We start from the raw sequence: 24,702 nt of genomic DNA, 5'->3' as shown, positions 1-24,702 counted from the left end.
CCTCGACCATGGTTGAGGTCGCAGTATGCGGCGCCGATTTTTGCAACACGTTCTCATCTAGCTGTACCACCCCTCCGTACGGATGCATGCCATGACTTCCCCCAATACCACCCCACATCGTTTCGGCCATCGCATCGCGATGGTCGGCGTGTCGATCCTCGCCGCGGCCGTGCTGGCGGCCTGCAGCGGCGGCCATGCCGAAGAAGCCGGTGCACCGCCTCCGCCGCAGGTCAGCGCAGCGCCGGTGCTGGTCAAGCAGGTCAGCCAGTGGGACGAATTCAGCGGCCGCGTCGAAGCGGTACAGAGCGTTGAACTGCGTCCGCGCGTGTCCGGCTACATCGACAAGGTCAACTACGTCGAAGGCCAGGAAGTGAAGAAGGGCGAAGTGCTCTTCACCATCGACGCGCGCAGCTACCAGGCCGAGTACGATCGCGCCGCCGCCGAACTGGCGCGTGCCCGCACCCAGGCCACGCTGGCCCGCAGCGAGTCCGAGCGTGCCAAGCGACTGTCCGAACAGCAGGCCATTTCCACCGAGACGGCCGAACAGCGTCGCGCGGCCGCCGACCAGTCCGGTGCCGCCGTGCAGGCCGCGCAGGCGGCGCTGGACGCGGCCCGGCTCAACCTGGAGTTCACCAAGGTGCGTGCACCGATCGACGGCCGTGCCGGCCGCGCGATGGTCACCGCTGGCAACCTGGTCACCGCCGGCGACAGTGCCAGCGTGCTGACCACGCTGGTCTCGCTGGACACGGTGTTCGTCTACTTCGATGCCGACGAAAGCACCTTCCTGCGTTACGCGCAGATGGCACGCAAGGGCGAGCGTCCGAGCGAGCGTGACAGCGAACTTCCGGTGAAGGTCGGTCTGTCCGGTGAGGAGGGTTACCCGCACGCGGGCAAGGTCGACTTCCTCGACAACCAGGTCGCCCGCAGCACCGGCACCATCCGCGTCCGCGCACTGCTGGACAACGCCGACCGCCAGTTCACGCCGGGCCTGTTCGCCCGCGTGCAGCTGCTCGGCAGCGGCCAGTTCCAGGCCCTGCTGATCGACGACAAGGCCGTGCTGACCGACCAGGACCGCAAGTATGTGTACGTGGTCGACAAGGATGGCAAGGCCCAGCGCCGCGACATCCAGCTCGGTCGCACCGCTGATGGCCTGCGCATTGTCGAACACGGCCTGGCCGCGGGCGACAAGGTGATCATCGACGGCGTGCAGAAGGTCTTCATGCCGGGCATGCCGGTGCAGGCCAAGGCGGTGGCGATGCAGCCACAGCCGGCGCCGGCACCGGGCCGCGATGCCACCGCCGCCCTGAAGCACTGATCCGCGTCCCCGCTTAGCTGCCGGCGCCAGCGGCAGCCGTTCCTGCCTTCGTCAACGTGACGAGGGGCAGGGCGGCTGTTGCCCGCCGAATGCCTTTCCCAGGAATTCCTCCATGGACTTTTCCCGTTTCTTCATCGACAGGCCGATCTTCGCGGCGGTGCTGTCGATCGTGATCTTCGCCGCAGGCCTGATCACGATTCCAATCCTGCCGATCAGCGAGTACCCGGAAGTGGTGCCGCCGTCGGTGGTCGTGCGCACGGTGTATCCGGGCGCCAACCCCAAGGTCATTGCCGAGACCGTCGCCACGCCGCTTGAAGAAGCGATCAACGGCGTCGAGGGCATGATGTACCTGAAGTCGGTGGCCGGCTCGGACGGCGTGTTGCAGATGACCGTCACCTTCCGCCCGGGCACCGACCCGGACGCAGCGGCGGTGAAGGTGCAGAACCGCGTGGCGCAGGCGCAGGCGCGCCTGCCCGAGGACGTGCGCCGGCAGGGCGTGACCACGCAGAAGCAGTCGCCGACCTTCCTGATGGTGGTGCACCTGACCTCCCCGCAAGGCAAGTACGACACCCTGTACCTGCGCAACTACGCCCGCCTGCACGTCAAGGATGCGCTGGCGCGCATTCCGGGCGTCGGTGATGCGCAGATCTTCGGCGGCGGCGACTACGCCATGCGCGCCTGGCTGGATCCGGACAAGGTGGCTTCGCGCGGCCTGACTGCCAGCGACGTGGTGCGCGCCATGCGCGAGCAGAACGTGCAGGTGTCGGCCGGCCAGCTCGGCGCCGAACCGCTGCCGGACAGCAAGTTCCTGACCCTGATCAATGCCCAGGGCCGGCTGAAGACCGAAAAGGAGTTCGGCGACATCGTGCTCAAGAGCGGCACCGATGGCGAGATCGTGCGCCTGTCCGACGTGGCCCGCCTGGAGCTGGGTGCGGGAGACTACACCCTGCGCTCGCAGCTGGACGGCAAGAACGCGGTCGGTATCGGTATCTTCCAGTCGCCGGGTGCGAACGCGCTGGAAATCCGCGACCAGGTCATCTCGACGATGGACGAGATGCAGAAGACCATGCCGGCCGACGTGAAGTACGAAGCGGTGTATGACACCACCATCTTCGTGCGTGACTCGATCAAGGCCGTGGTCTCCACGCTGCTGGAAGCCATCGCCCTGGTAGTGCTGGTGGTGATCCTGTTCCTGCAGACCTGGCGTGCCTCGATCATCCCGTTGATCGCGGTGCCGGTGTCGGTGGTGGGTACCTTTGCCGCGCTGTACCTGCTGGGCTTCTCGATCAACACGCTGAGCCTGTTCGGCCTGGTGCTGGCGATCGGCATCGTGGTCGACGACGCGATCGTGGTGGTGGAGAACGTCGAACGCAACATCGAGGAAGGGCTGTCGCCCACCGCAGCGGCCCACCAGGCCATGCGCGAGGTCTCCGGCCCGATCGTGGCGATCGCGCTGGTGCTGTGCGCCGTGTTCGTGCCGATGGCGTTCCTGTCCGGTGTCACCGGCCAGTTCTACAAGCAGTTCGCGGTCACCATCGCCATTTCCACGGTGATCTCGGCGATCAACTCGCTGACCCTGTCGCCGGCCCTCGCCGCGCGCCTGCTGAAGGCCCACGGTGCCCCGAAGGACGGCCCGAGCCGCCTGATCGACCGCCTGTTCGGTTGGGTGTTCCGTCCGTTCAACCGCTTCTTCAAGTCCAGCTCGGAGAAGTACGAGCGTGGCGTGGCCCGCATCCTCGGCCGTCGCGGTGCGGTGTTCGTGGTCTACGCGATCCTGCTGGTCGGTACCGGCGTGATCTTCAAGCTGGTGCCGCCGGGCTTCATCCCGACCCAGGACAAGCTGTACCTGATCGCGGGTGTGAAGCTGCCGGAAGGCTCCTCGATCGCGCGTACCGATGAAATGTTGCGCAAGGTCGCCAAGATCGCCCAGGAAACCGATGGCGTGGCCCACACCATCTCGTTCCCGGGCTTGAACGCGCTGCAGTTCACCAACACGCCGAACACTGGTGTGGCGTTCATTCCGCTCAAGCCGTTCGCCGAGCGCCATGGCCGCACCGCCGCGCAGATCAACGCCGAGATCAACCAGAAGATCGCCGGGCTGCAGGAAGGCTTCGCCTTCGCGATGATGCCGCCGCCGATCCTCGGCCTGGGCAACGGCAACGGCTACCAGATGTTCATCGAGGACCGGGGCAACCTGGGTTACGGCGCGCTGCAGAATGCCGTGCAGGCGATGCAGGGCACCGTGGCGCAGACGCCGGGCATGGCCTTCCCGATTTCCAGCTACCAGGCCAATGTGCCGCAGCTGGATGCCGAGGTCGACCGCGTCAAGGCCAAGGCACAGGGCGTGCAGCTCACCGAACTGTTCGACACCCTGCAGACCTACCTCGGTTCGGCCTACGTCAACGACTTCAACCAGTTCGGCCGTACCTGGCAGGTGATCGCCCAGGCCGACGGTCCGTACCGCGAGACGGTCGAGGACATCGGCAAGCTGCGCACCCGCAACGACCGCGGCGAGATGGTGCCGATCGGTTCGATGGTCACCATCAAGCAGACCTTCGGCCCGGACCCGGTGTTGCGCTTCAATGGCTATCCGGCGGCTGACCTGGCCGGTGAAGCCGACCCGCGCCTGCTGTCCTCCGCCGAGGCGATGAACAAGCTGACCGAGATCGCCGGCAAGGTGCTGCCGGTAGGCATGACCACCGAATGGACCGACCTGAGCTACCAGCAGGCGACCCAGGGCAAGGCGGCCTTCATCGTCTTCCCGGTGGCGATCATGCTGGCCTTCCTGGTGCTGGCCGCGCTGTACGAGAGCTGGTCGCTGCCGCTGGCGGTGATCCTGATCGTGCCGATGACCCTGCTGTCCGCGCTGTTCGGCGTGTGGTTGACCGGTGGTGACAACAACGTGTTCGTGCAGGTTGGCCTGGTGGTGCTGATGGGATTGGCGTGCAAGAACGCGATCCTGATCGTCGAGTTCGCCAGAGAGCTGGAAATGGGCGGCAAGGGCATCGTTGAATCGGCACTGGAAGCCTGCCGCCTGCGTCTGCGCCCGATCGTGATGACCTCCATCGCCTTCATTGCCGGCACCGTGCCGCTGGTGCTGTCGCATGGTGCAGGTGCCGAGGTGCGCTCGGTGACTGGTATCACCGTGTTCGCCGGCATGCTGGGCGTGACCCTGTTCGGCCTGTTCCTGACCCCGGTGTTCTACGTGGCACTGCGCAAGTTCGTCACCCGTAACGGTGGTGGCCAGCTGGTGCAGCACGGCGAGCCGACCATCCACCACTGACATGGAACCCCGTCGCCGCCGGTCACTGGCCGGCGGTGGCTTCCCCCTCACAAGGCAAGAATCCATGAACACCCATCAGAACAAGATCGCGCTGGTCACCGGCGCAACCCGCGGCATCGGCCTGGAAACCGTGCGCCAGCTGGCGCAGGCCGGCGTGCACACGCTGCTGGCCGGGCGCAAGCGCGAGACCGCCGTCGAACTGGCACTGAAGCTGCAGGCCGAGGGCCTGCCGGTGGAAGCCATCCAGCTGGACGTGACCGATGCAGCCAGCATCGCCGAAGCGGTCGAACAGGTACGCCAGCGCCATGGGCGCCTCGACATCCTGGTCAACAACGCCGGCATCATGATCGAAAACCCGGCGCAGGCGCCGTCGGAGCAGTCGCTGGATACCTGGAAGCGCACCTTCGACACCAACGTGTATGCACTGGTGGCGGTCACCCAGGCGTTCCTGCCGCTGGTCAAGCAGGCCAAGTCCGGGCGTATCGTCAACGTGTCGAGCATGCTCGGCTCGCAGACCCTGCACGCCGACCCGGCGTCGGGTATCTACGATTTCAAGGTGCCGGCCTACAACGCCTCCAAGGCAGCGGTGAACAGCTGGACCCTGAGCCTGGCCTACGAACTGCGCAACACCCCGATCAAGGTCAACACCGTGCATCCGGGTTACGTGAAGACCGACATGAACGGCGGCAACGGCGAAATCGAAATCAGCGAAGGCGCACGTTCCAGCGTGGAAATGGCGCTGATCGGTGAATCCGGCGCCAGTGGCAGCTTCACCTACCTGGGCGAGGTGCTGCCATGGTGATCCGCACGTTGGCGATGGCCGTCTCCAGCCTGGTGCTGGCAGGCTGTGTCAGCGTCGGCCCGAACTACAAGGCTCCGATGCAGGAGCCGGTGGTCCTCCAGAGCGCACAGCAGCCGGTGTTCAGTACCGTCTCGCCGGTCGCCAGCTGGTGGGCGCAGTTCGATGATCCGGTGCTGGAACAGCTGGTGCATGGCGCACTGTCGGACAACCTGGATCTTCGCGTGGCCGTGGCCCGCGTCAGCCAGGCCCGCGCGGTGTTCGTCGAAAGCCGTTTCGACCAGGCCCCGCACATCACCGCAGGCGGCAGCTACGACCGCCGCAAGCAACCCGATCCGCAGCTGGGTGGGCAGCGGGTGTTCAGTGAAAGCTACCAGCTCGGCTTCGACGCCGGCTGGGAGCTGGATCTGTTCGGCCGCAAGCGCCGTGCTGCAGAAGCCGCGCGCGCCGACCTCGACGCCGAGCAGGCCAATCTGGCCGACGCGCAGGTGCTGGTCGCCGCCGAAGTGGCGCGCAACTACTTCGAGCTGCGCGGTACGCAGAAGCGCATTGCGGTGGCCCAGCACACGCTGGTCAACCTGCGCGATACGCAGAAGCTGACCGAGGCGCGCTGGGAGCTGGGCGCCGGCAGTGAGCTGGACGTGCAGAGCAGTCGTGCGCGGCTGAAGGCGATCGAGGCCGACATTCCGCTTCTGGAAGTATCCGAGACGCAGTCGCGTAACCGGCTGGCGGTGCTGCTGGGCCAGCGCCCGGAAACGCTGACCGCCATGCTTGCACCGCATGACGTGCAGGCATTCGCCAAGGCACTGCCGCTGGGCGATACCCGCGAGCTGCTGCGCCAACGCGCCGACGTGCGCGTGGCCGAGCGTCGCCTGGCGGCGGCGACCGCACGCGTGGGCGTGGCCACTGCGGATCTGTTCCCGCGGCTGTCGCTGTCCGGTTTCGTCGGCTTCCTCGGCGGCGATGCAAGTGGCCTGGTCAATGGCAACAACAAGGCCTGGTCGCTGACCCCTTCGCTGAGCTGGGCAGCCTTCGACTTCGGCACCGTGCGTGCACGCCTGCGTGCCAGCAAGGCTGAAGCCGAGGGTGTGGCTGCGCAGTATGAGCAGGCCGTGCTATTGGCACTGGAAGACACCGAAAACGCGCTGACCCGCTATTCCAAGCAGCAGGCGCGGCTGGCGATCGTGGTCGAGCAGGCGCAGGCGGCACGCCGTGCTGAGTCGCTGGCGCAGATCCGCTACCGCGAGGGCTCGGAGGACTTCCTGACCCTGCTGGATGCGCAGCGCACGCAGCTGGCGGCCGATGATGCGTTGGCGGCCGCCGAGTCCGAGGTCAACGTCAGCGTGGTGGGCGTGTACAAGGCGCTGGGGGGGTGGGGTCAATCACCGCAGCCGCCGAGTGTGGCGCAGGTGCAGTAACCGCAGGGGACGGAAGCAGTGGCTTCCGTCCCTTTCTTTTTTTCAGGGCCAGTGATTGGCAGGCACCTCGCGCTCGCGCATGCGCACGATGCAGAAGCGATGGCCGGTCGGTGCTTCCATTACCCACCAGCGTTTGACGAAGCCGATCCGGCGCGCGCCGAGTTTTTCCAGTCGATCTGCCTCGGCATCGATGTCGTCGCTCTCGATGTCCAGGTGCACCCGCGATGGGTGAGCGACCCGCTGTACTTCCACGTTCAGGCCCGCGGGCGCGCCCTGCAGGTCGGCGTACTCGGCGCCATCTTCGGCATACGATGGCTGCGCCTGCAGGCCGAGTGCGGCCGCCCAGAAGCGTGCGCCTTCGTCAGCGGGCGTGTCCTGGCAGTCGATGATGAATCCGGCCAGACGGCTCTGGTGCGCCATGACGTCCTCCGCAGATTGGGAATGGAGGAAGGGTAGCGCGTCGCGTGCTGTGGACGTTGTCACAGTCATGACGTTTCTGACTCTGCCAGAACCGGGGCCTGCGGTGTAACTAGTGGGGCAGAGTCCAGGAGGGAAGGCGATGAGCGATGACAAACGCGATACCCAGCGCATGCTGTTTGGTGATCCGGGACCACCTGGAGCAGGGCTGTCGGTAGCGGTCGTAGTGCTGATGGTGTTGGCGACGATGGCCGCAGCCATCGGTTTCCTGCGGCTGCCCGATCCGATGCTGGGGCTCGGGCTGATCGGCGTTGCCGTGTTCCTTGCCGTCGGCGCCCGCATCTGCCAGGCGCGCAACCAGCACCAGGCGTTGTACCGGCTGTTGTCGCGGCAGCCGCCGCCGTAGCCACGGCTGCCGCAGAGAATCAGTGCTTCGGCCAGTCCAGCTCGACCACCAACGGGAAGTGGTCCGACGGCAGCACGCCATCGATGCGGCGATCATCGGTAAGGAAGCTGCGCGCATGGAAGCCGCGCACCAGCACCCAGTCCAGCTGCACGGTGGCCTTGCCGGTGAAGTCGTGGAAGGTCAGGCGCGGACCCTGCGGAGCCTTCACCTGGGTACGGGTGTCCTGCAGGAGGCGGGTGAACGCCTTGTAGGTGTCACCGCCTGGCTCGCTGTTGAAGTCACCGGTCAACACCACCGGCAGGTCGGCCGGCAGGGCTTCCAGGCGCTTGCCGATCAGCTCGGCACCCTTCACCCGGCGAGGTTCGTCCTCGTTGCGGTAGGGCAGGTGGGTATTCATGAAGTAGAAGCGACGGCCGTCGTCCAGGCGCCGGAACAGGGCCCAGGTGACCATGCGCGGGTACAGGTTGCCCCAGGTGATGCTGCCGGGAACATCGGGCGTATCGGACAACCAGAAGTTGCCGGATTCCTCGATGGCCAGCACTTTGCTGTCGTAGAACACGCCCATGTGTTCATCGCCGCTGCCACCGCGGCGGCCTTCACCGAACCAGCGGTAGCCGGGCAGGTGCCCTGACAGGTAGTCGGCCTGTTCCTTCACCAGCTCCTGCGTGCCGATCACCGCCGGATGCGCGTCGAGGATCACCTTGACCATGGCATCGCGACGGTCGGGCCAGCGCTTGCCCGGTTCGGTATCGGCCGGAGTGCGGACATTGAACGACATTACTTTCAGCGGCGCCGGTGCAGCAGCCCAGGCGACGGCAGGCAGAGCAAGCGCCAGCAGCGCAGACAGCGCAGGGCGACGGAAACGCGACAACATCGTGGAATCCCTCCATTCCATGAAAACGGTTTCACGAAGCATGCCATGGAAGGCGAGGGCAGCGGTATGCCGGGATGGGCGGCTGGGAGATGCCGGGCGGGCGGTGAAGGCGCCGCCCGGCGGATCGCGCGGACGCGATCAGGGGTCGTAGATCATCCCGTTCTCGTCACGGTTGTAATGACCGGTGGCTTCGCGGGTACCGTTGTCGTAGACCACGTACGACGTGCAGCGCTGGTGGAATACGTTGCCAGCGATGCGGAAGGGCACGCACTCTTCCTGGACCTCGATGACTTCGGCAGCCGTTGTGCTGGCGACAGGGGCCAGCATCAACACGGCCAGCACGGTGGCAAGCGAACATGCCGGTATGCCTTTATGCAGTCTCATTTCCACGCTCCTTGTCGATGAGGATTACATCAAGTAGGGATTGCCGTATTCGTCGATCCAGTACTCGGTGAGGAAAATCTCCCCGTCCGCATCGGGCATGGTCACGATGCAATGCTGGTGGATCCGGTAGCGCTCCACTTCAAAGGGTTCGCAGCGGGTCACGCTGCCGGGTGGGCTGGTTACCCCGGCGTTGGCGTTGCCGCTCGACATCATTCCCGCGAAGGCCACGGCCAGTGTGGCCATCGCGGCCAGGTGCAGTTTCATCGGCATCATCCTTGTGTCTGCAATCGCGCATCTGCGCGGTGTCGTGCAACTACCCCCGGTAGCGCATGCGACCGAGCGGCAGCTGCGGCATGCGCGCCGGCCCGGCGATCGGTCCGGCGCACTCCCCACCCGGCTCAGTCGCGCAGGTAAGGGTTGCCGTACTCGTCGATCCAATACTCGGCAGTGTAGACGTTGCCGAATTCATCGGTGTAGGTTTCCGTGCAGTGCTGGTGGACGCGGTTGCGGTCCACGTTCACAGGCACACAGGAAACATTCTCTCTCGGTCCCCCAGCATTGGCGTCCGCCGCCGGAGCCAGGGTTGCAGTTGCCACCACCAACGCGGCCATCGCGGCCAGTTGCAGTTTCATAAGCATCATCCTTGCTTTCTGCAATCGCGCACATGCGCATGGCGTGTGTAACACGTGAACCCGACCGCCGGAAGTGCCTTGCTGCGATCAGTCTTCGATCTCACCGCGGCGGCTGGCAGCACGCACTGCCTGCGCGGTGGTTGCCACGCCTAGGCGCTGGCGCGCGCGACGCAGATGGTTTTCAACCGTACGTGCGGACAGCCCCAGCGTGGCCGCGATCTCCGCCTGGCGACGGCCGGCGGCGACCCAGCGCAGCACCTCGCGTTCGCGCGTGCTCAACGTACTTCCGGAAAGTTCGCTGGGTGTCTCTGCAAGCCGGCGTGCGGCACGGAATGCTGCAGCTGCAGCAGCATCCAGCAGCAGCCGCGCGCTGGCCGATGCATCGATCGCTGTCCCGGCAAAACTGATCGCGCCTTCCAGGCCGGTGGTGCCGAACACCGGCACCTGCAGGCCGTGCAGGCCTTCACCACGAGGCTGCTTCACCACCTGATAGCGTTCGCCGCGAACGCCCTGGCGCTTGCTCCAGAAGAACGGCGCGTCACTGTCCAGCACGTGGCGATTGACCGGACAGGCGTGCAGGTAGCGCGCGAGGTCGGTACTGCTGCCGTCGCCGAACCAGTCGCCCTCGATCCAGTACACGCGCTGGGTACCGCGCTCCAACCCCGTGCCGGTGGCGAACACCAGCACGCGGTCGTAGCCGAGCGGTGCAGAGATGCTGCGCAGTACCGCGCCCACCGCACTCAGTGAGCGAGCGCGTTCCAGTTCCAGCAACGCCTGCACCAGATCGCCCATCCCGGTCAGCGTCCGGCCAGTGCGTCGAGCAGCGTGCGCGCGGCCAGCTTGCCCAGCGCATTGCCGGCCAGCGGGCTGTCGCCGGTCAGCAGCAGGCGGTCCTGCAGCACGCTGCCATCGATGCCGTCATTGACGATCTGCACGCCCTGCTGCGCCAGGCGTTCACCGAAGAACCACGGCAGCTGCCCGGGCATGTAGCCGATCTCCGGCGTCTGCCGGTCCATTGCATCGGGGAAGGCACAGATGCGGTAGCCGCGGAACAGCGAACCACCGTCGGCCTCGTCGACGCCTGCGGCCAGCAACGCGGCCGGACCATGGCAGAGGGTGATGATGTGGCGTTGCTCGGCCATCGCCCAGCGCAGGGCTGCCTTTACCGCGCGACTCTGCGGCAATCCGATAAGGGCGCCATGGCCACCGGGAATGAACACGGCTGCATAATCCGATGCGGCATCGAGGCCTGCCACCACCTCATCCAACGGCAGTGGCTGGCGGAAGCGGGCCTCGTAGCGGTCGTACAGTCCGCCGATCTCCTTGTCCTCGCGCGGGAACGCCCACCACTCGAACTTCGCGGCGTTGCCGGACAGCGTGGCCACATCGATGTCGAAGCCGGCTTTGTCCAGGTGGTACATCGGCAGCAGGGTTTCCACCGGATGGTTGCCGGTGGAGAACAGGTGGCCGTTGGCAGTGGGCAGATAGCGTTCGTCCGCAGCGATCATCAGCACCTTCCAGCGGCCGTCGCGGCGCGCGTCGGGATAGTCGGCACCGGACAGGTCGCTCTTCGCCGACGTGAACTGTGACAGCGAGTACGGAGACGGGAAGAAGGCGTCGCGCTCGGCCGGATCGGGGCTGGGATGGCGGCTGGGTTCTTGCGTGTTCATGCGGACCTCCAGTGGGGTAGTGGAGCCAGCATAGAAGGGCTGATGCGTACGTGCGATGAGGGTTTTCCCCTCATTCGCGCGACGCTGCCATCTGTTGGCGCCAGGCATTCGGGCTCATGCCGAAAGCACGGCGGAACGCACGGCTGAATGCTGGCTCGGAGAGATACCCGACGTCTCCGGCGATCTGCGAAACCCGCCGGTTTCCGCTGCGCAGCAGCTCCGCGGCCAGCTGCAATCGCGATCCAGCGAGATAACGCATCGGTGACATGCCGGTGGCCAGGCTGAACCGCTGCGCGAAGTTCGAGCGGGACTGATTCAGGCTTGCCGCCAGAGACTCGACCGTCCATGCCTGTGCGGGGTGTGCCTGCATCAACGCCAGTGCCCGCCCGATCAATGGGTCGGCCAGTGCGTGCAGACGCTGGCAGTTGTGAGGGCTGGAGGTTCCCAGCCAGTAGCGCAGCGTCCAGACAAACAACAGGTCGAGCAGGCGTGACAGCATCAGCCCACTACCCAGCGTGGGCCGGGCCGCTTCAACCTGGATTGCGCCCAGGGTTACCGCCACCCAATCGGCTGAGCTGGCGGGAAATCCGTTCGGCATCCGGTCAACCCCGGGAACATGCAGCCAGCCGGGCAGGGCATCAAGCAGCAGCTGGCTGCCTGGGCCATCAAATCCAAAGGACGCCGTGGTCAGATGGGCAGGTTGCGGGGCGTCGCCGGCACAGTCGATGCGATGTGTCCTGCCATGCGGCATCAACAGCAGCTCGCCGGTCTGCAGTGGCACCACCGTGGCATCCGTATGCAGGCGTGCCGTGCCCTGTTCGATGAAATGGAAGCAGCCGCGCCCCTCGGCAATGATGCGGGCCCCACCGGGCTGCACGACGTGGCGGGTGATGTCGCCGCCGTGCATGCGCGAGGACTGGAAGATCGCAAACAAGGCGTCGGAGCCGGCCTGAAGCGATTCGGTGGTGTGGAGCCTTGGCATGGTTTTCAGGAGTCCGTGCATCGCCGCTGGCAGGGGCGATCCGTAGTCTGGTCGGGTGGCTTCAGGCAGCGCTGATGGCTGTCGGGCAACGATCCCATCCAAGTGAGGAGTTCTGCAAGATGAGCAAGCCAAGCATCATTCTGGTTCATGGTTTCTGGGGCGGCGCCGCGCATTGGGCCAAGGTGATCCTGGAGCTCGATCGCCGGGGCTTCCACGATCTGCATGCCGTGGAACTGCCGTTGACGTCGCTGGCCGACGACGCAGAGCGCACCCGGCGCATGATCCGCCAGGTTGCGGGGCCGGTGCTGCTGGTCGGCCATTCGTATGGTGGCGCGGTGATCTCCGAAGCCGGAAACGAACCCAACGTGACCGGCCTGGTCTTCATCGCCGCGTTCGCGCCGGATGTGGGCGAGAGCCCTGGCGGCATCACCCAGCAACAGCTGCCGCAGGCGGCGGCCAATCTGGCGCCGGACAGCGACGGCTACCTGTGGCTGCAGCCCGGCAAATTCCACGAGAGTTTCTGCCAGGACCTGCAGGCCGACGAGGCGCGGGTGATGGCGGTCACCCAGAAGGCGCCGCTGGCGAGCACGTTCGGTGATGCCGTCAGTGTTCCGGCGTGGCGGCATAAGCCGAGCTGGTACCAGGTCTCCAGCGCTGACCACATGATTCACCCTGATAACCAGCGGCGCATGGCGGCACGCATGCAGCCACGTGCCAGCATCACGCTGGATGCCAGTCATGCATCGCTGGCATCGCAGCCGGTAGCGGTGGCCGAACTGATCACCGAAGCTGCGTCCGACGGACAAGGCTGAGTTTCCCGGTCTTGCCGCGGTGGTGGTGTCCCGGCCGGCCAGAGCACCGCTGCCGTGATGCTGCCACGCCTAGCGTTACTTGTACTGCCGGTCGTGTTCCTGCATGTCTTCATGCAGGATCCGCCGCAGTTCGACGATGGCCGGCGTGGCTTCCTGCACGCTGTGCCCGGACACGATCACCTTCTCCGAATCCGCGTGCGGCAGGTGCGAGCTCCAGTAGGGCACCAGCCCGTCGTCGGTCTTTTCCAGCGGACCATCGGCCTTGGCCCGCGCGATGATCGAGTGGTAGTGCACCTTCGGCGACATCGGCAGGTCCGCCACGGCGCGGACGAAGGGATCGTCCTTGTCCAGATTCTGGATGCTGTTCATCTGGTAGCCGTGCTTGCCGTCGTTGCGATCGATCTGGCCGTCGTTGGCGATGGTGGCGACGTCTTCCAGCACGGTCAGCGGCAACCGCACCAGGCGACCGATCCAGCGGCCCAGGCGGGTGCCCGCCACATCGGTGCCGCGGTGTGGCGTGGCGATGAATACCACGCGCGATACTTCCGGCTCCGGCAGGAAGGTCAGTACCGGTGCGCCCTTGGTACGCAGCAGTTCACGCTGTGCCGGCGTCATCTGCGCAGTCTCCAGCAGGGTGTCGACCAGATGCTCGCCGGAAGAGGAGATCATCAGCCGCGCGATCACGCCACCCATGCTGTGCCCGACCAGCACCATGTCATGCGAAGCCTGCGCCTTGCCGCTGGGGTCGAAATGCTTGAACACCTCATCCAGCGTGTGGCGCATCGAATCGTGGCTCATCGCGATGGGCATGTTGGTGGGGTAGTAGAACTGCCAGACCTGGAAGTCCTGGCGGATCTCGTCGTCGCGCATCAGCTCGTTGGCGACGTTGACCCAGGCTTCCGGACTGCTGGCCAGGCCATGGATCATCAGCAGCACGCGGCGGTTCGGATCGTAGGGCTGCATCATGTACAGATGCGGCGTGTCGATGCCGCCTTTGCCACCGAACAACGAACGCAGTGATTGGTGGCTGAAGTTGGAGCGCGCCAGCCACAATGCGTAGCCTGCGGTGAAGTTCGCGGCCAATGGCACCTGCTGCCCATGCAGAGTGACTTCCGTGACCTGGTAGGGATCGTGGATCTCCAGTTCCGGCTCGTCGTCGTGCAGCACTTCCCACAGGTTCTTTCCGGAGAAGCGCAGCAGTACCGTCATCGATGGCGACGGCATCTCGCTCCAGCTCTGCGTGACCGGTGTGGCGGCCTGCGCGGCGGGTGTTGTGGCCGGCGGCGTGGTGGCCGTGGTGGCGGCCGGATCCTCCATCACGGCCACCAGTTCGGCACCGAAGCCATCGCGGCGATGCACGCTGCGCAGCGTGCCGGTGAACGACAGCGAGGCCGCCGGTACCAGTTCGGTGGGGGTACGCGTATCCAGCGGCGATGCCTCGCCTGAAGGTGCCAGCACGAAGGTCCAGCGGCCCAGCTGGAAATGGCTGGCCTGGCTGTGCACGCGCCCGGTGGCATACGCGTTGTACAACTGCACCGAGGCTTCCTGCACGGCCAGGTTGTAGTAGTCGCGCACCTGGGTCTGGCGGTCTTCGAAACCACGCTGGTTGGCGGTGCGCTCGGTGAAGAACAGATAGGCGTAGGCTTGGCGCGCGACCTGCATCCACGCGTCCAGGCGCGGTTGGAAATCGGCATCCAGCTCGGTGATCGCGCTCTTGGCACGGCCGGACGTGGAGTACTCACGCTTGGGCGCCGGCAGGGTCATCGCATGCTGCAGCCACAGCTCGGCCAAGCTTGAGCGCTTGTCCTCCTCGCGCACCACGATGCTGCCTTCCATGGCCTCGATGCAGGGCAGGCCGGGCTTGGCGCAGACGCCTTCGTCGAGACCGGCCACGCGCAGGGTTTCCATGGTGGCCGAACTGAGCTTGCCGGTGGTCAGGATGTCGCCGCGCTTCAGGGCGATGTACTGGCCGGGGGTGACCGAGGCCACCTGCACCGACGGCCCGAACTGGCGCAACGTGGCGCAGCCGCCAAGGGTGAGCAGCACGGTGATGATGAGGGTCGTGCGGCCGATGAAGCCCAAGCCCGTGGTTGCCATACGATCCTCCTGCGCGGTGGCGCCACTCTAGCGGTCGGCATGTCAAAGCGGAAGATACCGGGCGGTCGGTTTGGAGCACGGAAGCGCCGCCAAGCGGGCGATTCAGGCATTTCCGTGTGACACTGGGGTGAACAGGATGAATGCAGGGCTGCGATGCGCTGGCTTGAGACCCGTGTTCCTCCGCCTCTTGCGATGCTGTTGTGCGCCGCCATCGGTTATATGGGCAGCCGATGGCAGCCGGGCGGGGCGTTGCAGCTACCGATGCCTGAGTTGCTTGCGGGCCTGGTGATGGTCTTCGGCGTGGTCTTGAACCTGCTGCCGAAGCTGGCCTTTCGTCGCGTGGGCACCACGGTCAATCCCCTGCGGCCGGCGGCGTCGAGCGTGCTGGTCACGCACGGCGTGTACCGCTACACACGCAACCCGATGTATCTGGGGCAGGCCACTGTCCTGGCAGGTGCCATGCTGTACCTGCAGAACCTGGCCGCACTGCTGGCTGTGCCGCTGTTCGTGCTGTACATCAACCGGTGGCAGACCGTACCGGAAGAGCGGGCACTGTCGGCCCGCTTTCCTGAGGCGTACGCAGCCTTCCGCCAGCGAGTACGACGCTGGCTGTAGCGCGGGTCAGGCCGTTACCGAGTGCTCTGGCACTCCCTGGGCTGTATCACGGGTGTCCTCGCGTTCCGTGGATGACGCGCGCAGCTTCAGACAGTAATCTGCGCCCTCCCATCCAACCTTCGAGTGCAAGCGTGAAACCACCCGTCGGGAGGCTTGTACTTGCAAGCGCATTGGTACTGGTTTTCATCCTGGTTCCCATCTGGTCCCTGGTCGGTCCCGGTGTGTGGGGCTGGCATGTAAGGCAGCCGGCCGCCTGGCAGGGCGCCTTGGAGTCATCAGCGCTGTTTTTCGCGTTGTATGTGGCGCTGAAGTTGATCCGGGGGGCCGCTCTCTGGGCAGGTATCGCAGCGGTTTCGGCTCTGTATGCCAGGCACCATGGTGTGGATGTGGCGATGCTTGCCAGTTACATCTACCTGGAGGGCATCTTCGCCTTGGGCGGATGCCTTGTTGCCTTGGCTGGAGGTGTCTCCCAACGCGATCCCGCCCAACAGGTCATTGTCGGCATGACAGGCCTTGTGGCCTGCTCGCTTCTACTGTGGATGGCTTCCTTGCTTGGCGTGGGAACCATGCAAGCACTGGCCGTGCTCACCGCGCTGGTACTGGGCGGGGCGTTGATTCTGCGGCGTGGACCGTGGCTGGGAGGAATGCTGGTTTCTGGCGTTCGACGTGGAGCTGGGCGTACACCAGCAGTCACGGCTTTGATTGCGACTTTGACGCTGGTGCTTTTTGCGAAGGCGTCTGTTTCCTCGGATTTTGATTCCAACTGGTATGGTCTGTCAGCCGACCGCGCATTGATCGCAAGTGGCAACATATTCCGTAGCGAAGGTCTTGTAGCACCAGTCCACTACTATCCAAAACTGATTGAGCTGCTCCAGGTCCCCTTGGCGGCCATCGGCAGCATCCCTGCAATCATCGGCTTGAGTATAGGCTGCTGGCTGGCCACCCTCGGGGTTGCGTCACAGATCCTGCGTGAGCTGCGCGTAATGCGTGTCTTGCGTCCTTACATTGTCGCGCTGCTTGCAACGCTACCTGCGTTCGCCAACATTTCAATCACGGCCAAGGGAGACGCCTTGGCGGCCTTGCTGCTTGCCGTCTCGCTGTTGGCTGTGCTTCGACTCGGCAACAAAGGCGGTGCCGGTTGGCTCTGGATTGCGGCGGCTTCGTCCCTGTTGGCGAGTCAGGCCAGGCTGTCCAACATTCCGTACACGCTGGCCATCGGCCTGCTGGCGATTCCCGCTTTCATCCGTTGGCGGAGCCAGCGCTTTCACCGGAGGCAGCCGCCTGCTGCGATTGCCGGAGGGGCGTTGCTTGGCGCGATAGTGCTGGTGGGGTTGATCACCGCGCGAACATGGTGGCTGGCGGGGGTGCCTATTGTTGCCCCGAATGCCGCGCTTGATCTCTTTGCCGCCTGGGGCATGCCGCTGCAGTCACCCGTGGGTCGTCTCCCGACCAGTGATCTGCTTGTTTATCTGCCTCCCGGAAAGGCCCTGTTGGCGTACCTGTTCGATCCGCGGCAGTATCCGCTGCTGCAGATATTGTGGACGGGCAATGCATGGCTTGGCCTGCCATTGGTGGCGATGATCCTCGGCTGGCGGCGATCGGTCGCCTGGCGGCGCGCTGTTCCCGTGCTTCTGCTGGGGCTGCTGTTCTTCCCGATGCTCCTGGGAAATCGCTACATCGAAGCGTCGGGTGCGGATGGAAACTACTTCATCACCCCCTTGCTGAGCCTGTTGATGTTTGCTGGCTTCCTTCTTCAGCAATCACTGTGGAAATGGCAGTCCTGCCCTGGCGTGAGCCAAGTCGTGCGTGCCTTGGTTTTCTCGATCGCGGTGGCATCTGCGTTGATGTGTCTTGTGACGGGCGCATGGGGGCCTGGTACCCGCGCCTTCGATACACGTCTTGATCGCCCCATGCTGGATACGGCTTCGCGGCGTGCGGCAGCCTGGCGCGACATCGGCCTGGAAAGGATGGCCCAGCGGCTTTCCCAGGAGGCGCCGCGCACGCGTGCTGTGGGGGATGTGGGCGGGGAGGGCTTCTGGTTGCCAGTCCGGTACGAGCCCATCGACATCATTGCGCTGACACGCCCCGGCCTGGTTGATACCCCGGAGCACACGCTGGAATTTCTGGAGCACATTGCTGCTGAATACCTCATCGTCCGCTCACCCGGTGCGGCAGGTGGCCAGGAGCGGGATAGGATTCTGCGCACTGCGGTTGACACTCTTGCTGCGGACAGCCGGGCAACACGTGTCATGACCGAAGGGCCTTACGAACTCTGGAGGGTAAGCCCGAAGCGCTGAGCGTCGTGCCGGAAGAGCGGGCACTGTCGGCCCGCCTTCCTGAGGCATACGCAGCCTTCCGCCAGCGAGTACGGCACTGGCTCCAGCGCGGGTCAGGCCGTTACGGCGCGATCTGGCACTTCACGGCGGCGGAATAACCTTCGTAATCGTCACCGGCAATCACGTGCAGGGTGTGGCGCTTGTCGATGCGCTTCACGTACGAGGGCTCTTCGGTGTTGGCGTATTCGTTGACCGTGGTCACCGACCAGGTCTTGGCGAGGCGCTTCGGATCGACACCGTTCAAGTAGACGAAGACGCTCTTCTCGCCCTCGGCGACATTCACATCGGCATGGGTGACGGTACCGCCGAACAGGGCGACTGGCGTGGTTTCCGGCTCGAACGTACCGCCAGGCTTCCTGGCCAGGCCGGCTGCCTGCAGGGCATCGATGGCCTCGGCTTCGCTGAAGTTCGAACCTGCCTTGCAGGCCAGCAGGGCCTCCAGCGTTGCGGTGCCGGCGGGGGCGATGGCAGGCGGGGCTGCGTGGGTAGCCGAGCTCGCGGCCAGAGCGGTCATGACCACGGCGAACGCGGTGTTTCTGGTTCTCATTGCAGGTCCTTCTGTACGTGACGGAGCAGCGCGCCCGGCACCGGGCGCGGAACCGGATTATGGGCCTGCTGATGTTGCCTGCGCGTACAGATCGGATGCGCGACGAAGGCGCAGCGACCTTGCCGGGCCGCTGCGCCATGCCATCAGTTGCTGGCCGCCTTCACCGCTTCTGCGGCGTCGACAATGCCTGGCCCGCAACCCCCCGGGCAGTTTGCTGCGGCGATCGGGCGCGCAGTGCGACGCAGGATGTCCTTGACCTGGTCGGTGGTCTTGGGCACCGGCGCCACTGCCTGCATCAGCGCGACGATGCCGGCGACGTGCGGCGCCGCCATCGAGGTGCCGGACATGAAGTCGAAGGCGTTGTTGCCCACGGTGGACAGGATGCCCTGTGCCGGATGCTGGCGGGTCGGTGCGCAGTTGGTCTGGTTCGGCGGTGTGGCCAGCGGCAGGAACTCGCCGACGGACGCGCGGCAGGACCAGGTTTCACCACCGGGTGCGGTGATGTGGATGCCTGCGCCGTAGTTGGAGTAGAACGCACGACGACCGCCCTGATCGTTGGCGGCAACCGCAATCACGCCCTTGCAGTTCGCCGGAGCAAACTCGGACACATCCAGATTGCTGTTGCCGGCGGCGACCACCACGATCGTGCCCTGCGCGGTGATGTCGTCGATTGCATCCTGCTCGGCCGGCGAGCAGGCCCGGCGGCCGCCGAGGCTGAGATTGATGACTTCAGCCGGGTTGGCATTGGCCGGGACGTTGGGCACGTTGATACCCGCACTCCAGAGCATGCCGTCGATGATGTCGGCGGAACCGCCATTGCCCTGGTTGCCGAGTACGCGCACCGGCACGACCTTCGCGTTGTAGGCCACGCCGGCGACGCCGATCTGGTTGTTGGTCACCGCAGCGACCGTTCCAGCGACGTGCGTGCCGTGTGCGATGCCCGAGGCATCGAAGGCATCGGCGTCGCGTCCGTCACCATCGTCGGAGCCACCACAGCCGGGATTGAGTCCGCCGATGATGCACTGCCAATCACTGAACGGGCGGGTGGACGAGATCATGTCGTAACCCGGCAACAGGTTCGCCTGCAGGTCGTTGTTGTTGAGATACCCCGAATCGACCACAGCCACCACCACACCCTGGCCGGTGGAGCGGTCCCACGCGGCCGGCAGGCGCGCACCACTGGTCGGATTGCTGTAGTGCCACTGCTCGCCGTAGCGAGGATCGTTCGGTGTGGTGAACGCGCTCATCATGTAGTTCGGCTGCACATACTCGACGTCCGGATCGTCGGCGATGCGCTGCATCAGGATCTGCGCTTCCGGAAGATCCAGTGCCTTGTCCGTGGTGACGACGTCGGCGCCACCGCCCATGCGGAGCTGGTGGGTCACGGCTGGGGCCGGCGCAGCGCCGATCGAGCGCTTGCTGCGTTGCTGGATGCCGAGGCGCTTCTTCAGCGCATCCTGTGCGGTGGTGGCCGAAACGCGCTTGCTGCTGCCGTCCCGGTACTTGACGATGAAACTGCTGTACTGCTCGTTGCTGGCCATGCCTCGCGTCCATACCCGTTCGGTGGGTTGGGCGAAGGCGGGGGCGCTGAGCAGAACCAGGGTGATGGCGCTGGCAAGGGAAACCCGAAGCGACGTACGCATGGATACAGTTCCTTTGTGAAAGATGTGTCGAACAGGCCGTGCCCCTCGGGCGCGGCTTCATGTGAAGGGTGCGGGTGCTCCGTGGTCTCCTCTTGATGGCGACCCGGGACGAACGGCTTCGCGGACACATCCCCCCCAATGGGAGGCTGGGAAAATTCTGAAGTGATTTAGTGATGTCGAAGGTGAGAGAAGATGCGTGGTGTCGACATTGCTTCACGGCATCGGAACGCGACTGCGCCTGGGCGGTGAACTCCGCGGCGAGGCGAGGCGGCCAATAAAAAAGCCCGGAAACCCACGTTGGTGGAATTTCCGGGCTTCTCCGGTCCTTGACGGACCGTTCGTTGGTGGAGGTGGGCGGAATTGAACCGCCGTCCGAAGGCACTCCATCCCCAGCACTACATGCTTAGCTCACCGTTGAATCTCATTCCCGAGCAGCACGGTGTGCAAAGCGCACCCGGGAACCAGCCTGTTGTGTTCTAGTGCCGGACTGACAGGCAGCCGCCCAGCGCGATTCCATGATAATGACTCTACGCTGCGAGCATGGACACAAGCAGTTTCGAGGCTCCGCCTAAGTCGGCAGAAGGTCACGCACCGCAGTTTTTAGGCTGCGAGAGCGACCGGAGCGTAGTTGTCGTCGTTGGCAACTAGAGTTTTGCAGCTGGATTTACGAGGAAAGCTACCCCCTCGGCATGCGCCAGGCGACTTCACAACCCCCGTCGAAACCAATGCACCCCCGGTTTCTTCAAGTATTGCAAGGATTTCAGGCCCTTGGTTGACCAAATGTTGACCAAGAACCCGCCTAACGATGTGGATGGTACGGCAATCTTCCTGAACAGTCACGCGGCAAGTCATTCCTGTTCATCTTCACTTGCTGAACAATCGCAGCGTATGCGACGCTCTGGCCGGACGCTTAAGGGGCAAGGAGCTCCGGCATGTCGGTCACGCAATTGCTGGGACCAAGCAGCTACCTGTCTTACCTTGGTAAGGCGGGTGACGGCTGTGACGCCAACACGCACAAGGCGAGGGTGGAGTTTGAGCCTGGCACGCCAGTCGATGCCTATGTGAAGGTTTATGACGAAGGTGACGCGCCCAAGGGTCTCGTCAATGAACTGATCGGCTACGTCTTGGCGAAGCATGCTGACATCGATGTTCCGGTGCGATCCGCGATCATGTTGTTGTCGAATGCCCAGACAGGCTATCTGCCTGATGGGTTCAGGCCGATGAAGGACGCGAGCGGCAGCGTCGTGGCGTGGTGCGTCGAGGACGTTGGCGGCAACACTCCAAAGCAGGCCTTTAGATGGACAGAAGAGCAGGGGCTAGAAGCACTTCGTGATGACCTGAAGAAGTGGCAGAAGCTGGTTGATGTGGTTGCACTGGATGCTTGGGTACTCAATGAGGATCGGAATCTCGGAAACCTCGTCCGCATGGCGCCTGGGAAATATGCTGTCATTGATCACGGCCGGGTGTGTACGGGGAACGCGTGGGCTGTTCCGTTGGATAGAGCTCGTGTGATTCACACGAATAAGCTGGCTCTCGCCGCTTGGGACTCTCATGACGTCGAGCAGGCCCCTGCGAAAGTCAGATCCGGAGTTCTCAGCGCATTTGAGGCTCATGCAACCGTTCTTGCCAAGGCGGATCTCGACCTGTTGGAGTGGCTGCCCCGTCTTGTGGAGGGGCTAGAGGAAAAAGACGTGAAGGATTTCCTGCAGCAGCGCGCAACTTCCGTCCCGAAACACTACAAGACAGCATTCCAGGTGCTGCTATGAATCTGACAAGTCTACTCAGGACGTCCAATTCGAGTGCTGGCCAGGCCGTTGAAGGTGTGTGGCAGAACATTCGCTGGCTGCCTGATGCGGCCACAGGTGAAGTATTGAACCTTGGCGTCCGGTTCAGGGCAGGCAATGGAAAGAGCATAGTCCGCCTGATCGACTCATTCGATAGGGTCAAATGTCTTTATGACGCAAGCGTGGCAAGCGATGCGCAGTTTCTCGTGAGGGTCGTCGGTGACGCATTGGCGGCTGGATTCGAGATACCAGCAACTGGCATCTTCCTCAGCGAGGAAAAGTACGCCTCCGGAACCGACGCCCGTGCAGTTGTCGATGACCTGTTTTTCCGAACCGTTCCGCTGGCCCGCCCGCGCGCGGAGGCAGAGCGCGGTGGAAAGGGGCTGAAGACGGAGCCGAATGACGCCATCAGAAGTGTCGTCTTTGACGAGCTACGGCGCATCTCCGGACTTCGCGCTGAGACCATCATCCGCGGGGAGAACCAATTCGAGGTTAGGGAGCCCGGGAGGACTCACTACCTAGATATTCCACTCCAGTCCAATCGGGCGCTCGGTACGATCGTCTCGGCAAGGTTCGCCAAAAGGAAGGATGCCGAGCTAAGGCTCTTGCGTGCAGACAACGATCTGCAGATTGCAAAGCGTGTCTACCAAGGAGATCGGATGCTGATGTACGTGGTTCGACATGATTCAGGAGCTGCGGCAGCCGAGCGGTTTGATGAGCTGCTGGATGATTTCTCATGGAAATTCAGCAGGGTCGGAGTAGAGATGAAGAGCTACTCTGATCCTCTGCTCGTTGCCGAAGACGTCGTCACTGACATGTTGGCCGCCTAATAGGAGCTCCATTTGGACGGACAGCTAGACAGCGAACCTGGTGCGCCCATTGAGGACTTGGGTGAGTTTGGGAGCTCGGGCTGGTATCGACGGATCAGAGCAGATCTCTATGCTGCCGCGAAGCGCCTGTTTGCCTTTCAGCGGGAAAGGGAATGCGAGCGCCACTTTCTCTTAGCGGCAATCCGTAGGACGCTTTCCCTGGAGATGGCGTTCCGCCAAGCTGTTGACTCAAAGAACGGTCAAATGGCTATGACCATTGTCAGGTTGAATCTTGATACCTTGGCCAGGACATACGCAATTTACTGGGCCGAGCAGACTCCCGGTCTGACGGCGGAAGAGTTTGCTAGGAGTGTCGCATCGGGTCTGAGTATCAAGGATATGAAGCTTCGAGGGGCAAAGGAAAAGGCTAGCGATCGATGGCTGATAGATCAGATTAAGCCCTTGGCAGATTGGATCCCCGATGTCTATCGACGAACATCGGGTGCTATCCATTTCTCTGAATTTCACATCGCGCAGATGCTGCAGCAGTCCGAAAAGAAGGGTATGGAAGGGGACGGTTCCGTGCTCATAAGGCTGGCTCTTGGGCCGACGGATCAAGTGCAAAGCCGGACCCATTACCGCGAGGTTTCCCAAGCCTTTCTCCACATTACGATGATGTTGATCGCATTGCTAAAGCATAGGTGTGAGCTGGCCCATCTTGCCAGGCAATAAGGTCCAGACGGCCGCGGCCTTCGCACCAGCATCGGGGACCATCGACGGGATCCACCGACCGTACTTCTTCGCCGTGATTGTCCAGTCCCGGTGGCCCATCTGGCGGGCCACCCACATCACGTTCTCGCCAGCACTCAGCGCTTGTGAGGCGAAGGTGTGGCGCATCTGATACGGGTACCGGTACCGGATGCCAGCCTTGCGCAGCGCGCGCTGCCATTCGCCCGCGCGGATGCTCTGATCTGATCCCCACCGTGCGTTCGTCCTGGGATCGTGGAAGACGAACTCGCCGGCGGTGGCGGTATGGGCGCGCTGGGCCTTCAGGGCATCGATCGCCGGCTGCAGCAGCTGCACTTCGCGCACGCCGGACTCGGTCTTAGGGGCCTTCATCTTGCCCATGACCCATGCCCGCCGGATCTTGACCGTGCCCTTGCGCCAGTCGATGTCCGACCAGCAGAGTCCGATCATTTCTGAGGTGCGCAGGCCCGTGGCGAAGTTGAACTGGCAGTAGTTGCGGACCTGGTCCTCGCGGCAGGCGGCCAAGATCGCCTGGACTTCCTCCGGTGTGAAGGGATCGACCTCTTCCCGCGCGTTGGCCTTGGCACGCCGCTTCACCCTGAAGCCGTCCAGGGGGTTGCTCGGGATCAAGTCATCGGCAACGGCCTCATCGAGGGCACCGCGGAGCGGGCCCAGGACGTTGTTGATGCGCTTGGCAGAGGTCGACTGGTCGAATGTGGCCACCAGTTCCTTTAGCGCGATACGGTCGAAGTCACGCAGCGCGATCGTTCCGCATCGCGGCACCAGGATGTTGTCGACGATGCGGCGGTACCCAATCAGGCTGCTGTGCTCGAGCTCAGGCTCCTTCTGTGCCAGCCACCGTGTCAGCACCTGCTCCAAGGTTTCCAGGGTCGCCGGCTTCGCCGCCACCTGCACCGCGCGCTTGCTGCCGGGGAAGTGGGTGGCATAGTCGAACGTGCCCTTCTCGATCTCGACCTTGATCTGCCCCAGCAGGTTCTCGCAGTACCGAAGGTTCCGTGCGGTCGGAGGAAGTTTGATCCGCTCACGGCACCGCTTGCCCCGGTAGTAGAAGTCTATTGTGATGCTGCTCTGTGTAGCTGGCCTGACGCCGCCTTGCCGTGCATTACCCACT

At 64.1% G+C, this 24,702-nt stretch carries 23 protein-coding genes and 1 other RNA gene; 11 read left to right on the top strand and 13 right to left on the bottom strand.

Annotated features, from left to right (window positions below):
• Positions 1-91 precede the first annotated feature (91 nt).
• The 4 genes from AC5P6E_RS08145 to AC5P6E_RS08130 all read left to right on the top strand — a co-directional run bounded on the left by AC5P6E_RS08145 (position 92) and on the right by AC5P6E_RS08130 (position 6,815).
• Positions 92-1,315: an efflux RND transporter periplasmic adaptor subunit gene (locus AC5P6E_RS08145; protein ID WP_071305809.1), complete on the top strand. Its 1,224-nt coding sequence runs from the start codon at positions 92-94 to the stop codon at positions 1,313-1,315.
• Positions 1,316-1,427: 112 nt separating this feature from the next.
• Positions 1,428-4,598 carry an efflux RND transporter permease subunit gene (locus AC5P6E_RS08140; protein WP_043399257.1) on the top strand — a complete coding sequence of 1,057 codons (3,171 nt, stop codon included), beginning with the start codon at positions 1,428-1,430 and terminating at the stop codon, positions 4,596-4,598.
• Positions 4,599-4,662: 64 nt separating this feature from the next.
• Positions 4,663-5,400 carry an SDR family oxidoreductase gene (locus tag AC5P6E_RS08135; RefSeq protein WP_043399260.1) on the top strand — a complete coding sequence of 246 codons (738 nt, stop codon included), beginning with the start codon at positions 4,663-4,665 and terminating at the stop codon, positions 5,398-5,400.
• The gene (locus AC5P6E_RS08130) at positions 5,394-6,815 is read left to right on the top strand and encodes an efflux transporter outer membrane subunit (protein ID WP_217015646.1); all 1,422 of its coding nucleotides are present in this window, start codon (positions 5,394-5,396) and stop codon (positions 6,813-6,815) included. Before AC5P6E_RS08135 ends, AC5P6E_RS08130 begins: the two co-directional genes overlap by 7 nt.
• Positions 6,816-6,857: 42 nt before the next feature.
• On the opposite strand, the gene AC5P6E_RS08125 is transcribed toward AC5P6E_RS08130, so the two are convergent.
• Positions 6,858-7,235, bottom strand: coding sequence for a VOC family protein (locus tag AC5P6E_RS08125; RefSeq protein WP_054171485.1), 378 nt, complete (start codon positions 7,233-7,235; stop codon positions 6,858-6,860).
• A gap of 139 nt (positions 7,236-7,374) precedes the next feature.
• Between AC5P6E_RS08125 and AC5P6E_RS08120 the strand changes: the two genes are divergently transcribed.
• Positions 7,375-7,638: a hypothetical protein gene (locus AC5P6E_RS08120; RefSeq protein WP_010484415.1), complete on the top strand. Its 264-nt coding sequence runs from the start codon at positions 7,375-7,377 to the stop codon at positions 7,636-7,638.
• Positions 7,639-7,657: 19 nt separating this feature from the next.
• On the opposite strand, the gene AC5P6E_RS08115 is transcribed toward AC5P6E_RS08120, so the two are convergent.
• From AC5P6E_RS08115 to AC5P6E_RS08085, 7 genes are all read right to left on the bottom strand, one after another.
• A complete protein-coding gene (locus tag AC5P6E_RS08115) occupies positions 7,658-8,512 on the bottom strand; it encodes an endonuclease/exonuclease/phosphatase family protein (RefSeq protein WP_272774475.1) in 855 nt (284 codons plus the stop codon).
• A 138-nt stretch (positions 8,513-8,650) separates the two neighbouring features.
• The gene (locus tag AC5P6E_RS08110) at positions 8,651-8,896 is read right to left on the bottom strand and encodes a hypothetical protein (RefSeq protein ID WP_049434921.1); all 246 of its coding nucleotides are present in this window, start codon (positions 8,894-8,896) and stop codon (positions 8,651-8,653) included.
• Between the two features lie 24 nt (positions 8,897-8,920).
• Positions 8,921-9,160, bottom strand: a complete 240-nt coding sequence (locus AC5P6E_RS08105) for a hypothetical protein (RefSeq protein ID WP_224329210.1) — start codon at positions 9,158-9,160, stop codon at positions 8,921-8,923.
• Positions 9,161-9,294: 134 nt separating this feature from the next.
• A complete protein-coding gene (locus AC5P6E_RS08100) occupies positions 9,295-9,528 on the bottom strand; it encodes a hypothetical protein (RefSeq protein ID WP_049434923.1) in 234 nt (77 codons plus the stop codon).
• An 87-nt stretch (positions 9,529-9,615) separates the two neighbouring features.
• Positions 9,616-10,320, bottom strand: coding sequence for a PA1136 family autoinducer-binding transcriptional regulator (locus AC5P6E_RS08095; RefSeq protein WP_019338354.1), 705 nt, complete (start codon positions 10,318-10,320; stop codon positions 9,616-9,618).
• A gap of 5 nt (positions 10,321-10,325) precedes the next feature.
• Positions 10,326-11,198: a glyoxalase III HchA gene (gene hchA / locus AC5P6E_RS08090; RefSeq protein WP_049434925.1), complete on the bottom strand. Its 873-nt coding sequence runs from the start codon at positions 11,196-11,198 to the stop codon at positions 10,326-10,328.
• A gap of 70 nt (positions 11,199-11,268) precedes the next feature.
• The gene (locus AC5P6E_RS08085) at positions 11,269-12,201 is read right to left on the bottom strand and encodes a cupin domain-containing protein (protein ID WP_495230837.1); all 933 of its coding nucleotides are present in this window, start codon (positions 12,199-12,201) and stop codon (positions 11,269-11,271) included.
• 98 nt (positions 12,202-12,299) lie between these two features.
• Here AC5P6E_RS08085 and AC5P6E_RS08080 point away from each other — a divergent pair, with 98 nt between their 5' ends.
• Positions 12,300-12,992: an alpha/beta hydrolase gene (locus AC5P6E_RS08080; protein ID WP_495230836.1), complete on the top strand. Its 693-nt coding sequence runs from the start codon at positions 12,300-12,302 to the stop codon at positions 12,990-12,992.
• Between the two features lie 75 nt (positions 12,993-13,067).
• On the opposite strand, the gene AC5P6E_RS08075 is transcribed toward AC5P6E_RS08080, so the two are convergent.
• Positions 13,068-15,089: an esterase/lipase family protein gene (locus AC5P6E_RS08075; protein WP_338713635.1), complete on the bottom strand. Its 2,022-nt coding sequence runs from the start codon at positions 15,087-15,089 to the stop codon at positions 13,068-13,070.
• Between the two features lie 153 nt (positions 15,090-15,242).
• On the opposite strand from AC5P6E_RS08075, the gene AC5P6E_RS08070 reads away from it, so the two are divergent.
• Both AC5P6E_RS08070 and AC5P6E_RS08065 read left to right on the top strand, forming a co-directional pair.
• Positions 15,243-15,704, top strand: a complete 462-nt coding sequence (locus tag AC5P6E_RS08070; protein ID WP_413408566.1) for a methyltransferase family protein — start codon at positions 15,243-15,245, stop codon at positions 15,702-15,704.
• Positions 15,705-15,835: 131 nt separating this feature from the next.
• On the top strand, positions 15,836-18,001 hold the full coding sequence (locus tag AC5P6E_RS08065; RefSeq protein ID WP_149866586.1) for a hypothetical protein: 2,166 nt from the start codon (positions 15,836-15,838) through the stop codon (positions 17,999-18,001).
• Between the two features lie 100 nt (positions 18,002-18,101).
• Here AC5P6E_RS08065 and AC5P6E_RS08060 read toward each other — a convergent pair whose 3' ends face one another.
• From AC5P6E_RS08060 to ssrA, 3 genes are all read right to left on the bottom strand, one after another.
• A complete protein-coding gene (locus tag AC5P6E_RS08060; RefSeq protein WP_010484437.1) occupies positions 18,102-18,587 on the bottom strand; it encodes a hypothetical protein in 486 nt (161 codons plus the stop codon).
• 143 nt (positions 18,588-18,730) lie between these two features.
• On the bottom strand, positions 18,731-20,230 hold the full coding sequence (locus AC5P6E_RS08055) for a S8 family serine peptidase (RefSeq protein ID WP_495230835.1): 1,500 nt from the start codon (positions 20,228-20,230) through the stop codon (positions 18,731-18,733).
• A 342-nt stretch (positions 20,231-20,572) separates the two neighbouring features.
• Positions 20,573-20,965, bottom strand: a transfer-messenger RNA (tmRNA) gene (gene ssrA / locus AC5P6E_RS08050).
• A gap of 197 nt (positions 20,966-21,162) precedes the next feature.
• On the opposite strand from ssrA, the gene AC5P6E_RS08045 reads away from it, so the two are divergent.
• From AC5P6E_RS08045 to AC5P6E_RS08035, 3 genes are all read left to right on the top strand, one after another.
• Complete coding sequence (locus tag AC5P6E_RS08045; protein ID WP_495230834.1) at positions 21,163-21,996, top strand: hypothetical protein; 834 nt, start codon at positions 21,163-21,165, stop codon at positions 21,994-21,996.
• A 104-nt stretch (positions 21,997-22,100) separates the two neighbouring features.
• Positions 22,101-22,844: a hypothetical protein gene (locus AC5P6E_RS08040; RefSeq protein ID WP_495230833.1), complete on the top strand. Its 744-nt coding sequence runs from the start codon at positions 22,101-22,103 to the stop codon at positions 22,842-22,844.
• A 243-nt stretch (positions 22,845-23,087) separates the two neighbouring features.
• Positions 23,088-23,555, top strand: a complete 468-nt coding sequence (locus AC5P6E_RS08035) for a hypothetical protein (RefSeq protein WP_495230832.1) — start codon at positions 23,088-23,090, stop codon at positions 23,553-23,555.
• Here the strand turns inward: AC5P6E_RS08035 and AC5P6E_RS08030 are convergent.
• Positions 23,514-24,701: an Arm DNA-binding domain-containing protein gene (locus AC5P6E_RS08030; protein ID WP_495230831.1), complete on the bottom strand. Its 1,188-nt coding sequence runs from the start codon at positions 24,699-24,701 to the stop codon at positions 23,514-23,516. The two genes, AC5P6E_RS08035 and AC5P6E_RS08030, sit on opposite strands and share 42 nt — an antisense overlap.
• Position 24,702 lies beyond the last annotated feature (1 nt).

It is taken from the genome of Stenotrophomonas sp. YJH_SMC_16, from assembly GCF_059367875.1.
Note: the sequence above shows the minus strand (reverse complement) of the source record. Positions and strands in the feature narration are given on the sequence as shown.

Excerpts from the sequence above, each read along its gene's own strand:
- AC5P6E_RS08145 (WP_071305809.1), top strand. The coding sequence starts at position 92 with ATGACTTCCCCCAATACCACCCCACATCGTTTCGGCCATCGCATCGCG.
- AC5P6E_RS08140 (WP_043399257.1), top strand. The coding sequence starts at position 1,428 with ATGGACTTTTCCCGTTTCTTCATCGACAGGCCGATCTTCGCGGCGGTG.
- AC5P6E_RS08135 (WP_043399260.1), top strand. The coding sequence starts at position 4,663 with ATGAACACCCATCAGAACAAGATCGCGCTGGTCACCGGCGCAACCCGC.
- AC5P6E_RS08130 (WP_217015646.1), top strand. The coding sequence starts at position 5,394 with ATGGTGATCCGCACGTTGGCGATGGCCGTCTCCAGCCTGGTGCTGGCA.
- AC5P6E_RS08125 (WP_054171485.1), bottom strand. The coding sequence starts at position 7,235 with ATGGCGCACCAGAGCCGTCTGGCCGGATTCATCATCGACTGCCAGGAC.
- AC5P6E_RS08120 (WP_010484415.1), top strand. The coding sequence starts at position 7,375 with ATGAGCGATGACAAACGCGATACCCAGCGCATGCTGTTTGGTGATCCG.
- AC5P6E_RS08115 (WP_272774475.1), bottom strand. The coding sequence starts at position 8,512 with ATGTTGTCGCGTTTCCGTCGCCCTGCGCTGTCTGCGCTGCTGGCGCTT.
- AC5P6E_RS08110 (WP_049434921.1), bottom strand. The coding sequence starts at position 8,896 with ATGAGACTGCATAAAGGCATACCGGCATGTTCGCTTGCCACCGTGCTG.
- AC5P6E_RS08105 (WP_224329210.1), bottom strand. The coding sequence starts at position 9,160 with ATGAAACTGCACCTGGCCGCGATGGCCACACTGGCCGTGGCCTTCGCG.
- AC5P6E_RS08100 (WP_049434923.1), bottom strand. The coding sequence starts at position 9,528 with ATGAAACTGCAACTGGCCGCGATGGCCGCGTTGGTGGTGGCAACTGCA.
- AC5P6E_RS08095 (WP_019338354.1), bottom strand. The coding sequence starts at position 10,320 with ATGGGCGATCTGGTGCAGGCGTTGCTGGAACTGGAACGCGCTCGCTCA.
- hchA (WP_049434925.1), bottom strand. The coding sequence starts at position 11,198 with ATGAACACGCAAGAACCCAGCCGCCATCCCAGCCCCGATCCGGCCGAG.
- AC5P6E_RS08085 (WP_495230837.1), bottom strand. The coding sequence starts at position 12,201 with ATGCACGGACTCCTGAAAACCATGCCAAGGCTCCACACCACCGAATCG.
- AC5P6E_RS08080 (WP_495230836.1), top strand. The coding sequence starts at position 12,300 with ATGAGCAAGCCAAGCATCATTCTGGTTCATGGTTTCTGGGGCGGCGCC.
- AC5P6E_RS08075 (WP_338713635.1), bottom strand. The coding sequence starts at position 15,089 with ATGGCAACCACGGGCTTGGGCTTCATCGGCCGCACGACCCTCATCATC.
- AC5P6E_RS08070 (WP_413408566.1), top strand. The coding sequence starts at position 15,243 with ATGCGCTGGCTTGAGACCCGTGTTCCTCCGCCTCTTGCGATGCTGTTG.
- AC5P6E_RS08060 (WP_010484437.1), bottom strand. The coding sequence starts at position 18,587 with ATGAGAACCAGAAACACCGCGTTCGCCGTGGTCATGACCGCTCTGGCC.
- AC5P6E_RS08055 (WP_495230835.1), bottom strand. The coding sequence starts at position 20,230 with ATGCGTACGTCGCTTCGGGTTTCCCTTGCCAGCGCCATCACCCTGGTT.
- AC5P6E_RS08045 (WP_495230834.1), top strand. The coding sequence starts at position 21,163 with ATGTCGGTCACGCAATTGCTGGGACCAAGCAGCTACCTGTCTTACCTT.
- AC5P6E_RS08035 (WP_495230832.1), top strand. The coding sequence starts at position 23,088 with ATGGCTATGACCATTGTCAGGTTGAATCTTGATACCTTGGCCAGGACA.